The following is a 1132-nucleotide window of genomic DNA, read 5'->3' on the forward strand; positions in this document are numbered from 1 at the left end:
ATATTAAGCATTGCTCTAGTTGCTTTAGTTGGTTTATTTTTAGGTGCTTGTAGTGATTCTAAAAATAAAGAATCAAATGCAAGTGTAGAATTAAAGGTTGGAACTGCTCCAAATTATAAACCTTTTAATTATAAAGAAAACTCAAAACTTACAGGTTTTGATACTGATTTGGTTGAAGAGATTGCCAAAAAAAATGGTATTAAAATTGTTTGGGTTGAAACCAATTTCGATGGATTGATTCCTGCTTTAAAAGCTGGCAAAATCGATATGATTGCCTCAGCTATGAGTGCAACTGACAAAAGAAGACAAAGTGTTGATTTTACCAAACCTTACTATATGAGTAAAAATCTTTATCTTAAGCTAAAAAACAATGACTCTCTTCAAACAAAGAATGATTTAGAAGGTAAAAAAATAGGAGTTCAACTAGGAACTTTACAAGAAAATACTGCAAAAGCTATCAAAAATGCACAAGTGCAAAGCAATAAAGATTTAAACATAGCTGTTTTAGCACTAAAAAACAACAAAATCGATGCTATTGTAGCTGATCAAGATACTGCTAAAGGTTTTTTAGCTGAAAATCCAGAATTGGTAAGCTTCTACCAAGAAACAGATGGAGGGGAAGGCTTTAGTTTTGCTTTTGATAAAAATAAACAAAAAGATATTATTGAAATATTTAACAAAGGCATAGATGAAGCAAAAACTGATGGATTTTATGATACTTTAATTAAAAAATATGAATTAGAATAAGCGTGAATTTTCACGCTTATAGCTTAAAAAGTTAAAATTTCATATTTTCTCTCTTTTGCAATTTTTAAAATTTTTTCATCACCATTACATACAAAGGCTTTGCTAACAGACTCTAGTAAAGGTAAATCATTGATAGAATCACTAAAAAAATAAGAATCTTTCATCCATTTTTCATAATCTTTACCCAAATATTCCTTAAGTCTTAAAACCTTGCCTTCCTTAAAGCTATAAATCCCATAAGCTTTTCCACTAAATTTATCACCCACACACTCACATTTTATGGCTATGCTTTCTCTCACTCCCAAAAAAGAGGCGATTTTTCTAACTAAAAATTCAGCCGTAGCTGAAATTATAATACACCTTTGATCTTGATATTTGATTATAA

2 protein-coding genes are annotated in these 1132 nt (G+C 29.5%); one reads left to right on the forward strand and one right to left on the reverse strand.

From position 1 onward, the window contains the following. Window positions 1–747: basic amino acid ABC transporter substrate-binding protein (locus FBE93_RS08250; RefSeq protein WP_207307221.1), on the forward strand; the 747-nt coding region annotated here is incomplete at its 5' end. Window positions 748–770: 23 nt separating this feature from the next. Here the strand turns inward: FBE93_RS08250 and FBE93_RS08255 are convergent. Further along, window positions 771–1132: HAD family phosphatase (locus tag FBE93_RS08255; protein WP_165434364.1), on the reverse strand; the 362-nt coding region annotated here is incomplete at its 5' end.

Origin of the sequence: Campylobacter sp. CFSAN093229 (assembly GCF_011068225.1) — a bacterium.
Classification (GTDB): domain Bacteria; phylum Campylobacterota; class Campylobacteria; order Campylobacterales; family Campylobacteraceae; genus Campylobacter_D; species Campylobacter_D jejuni.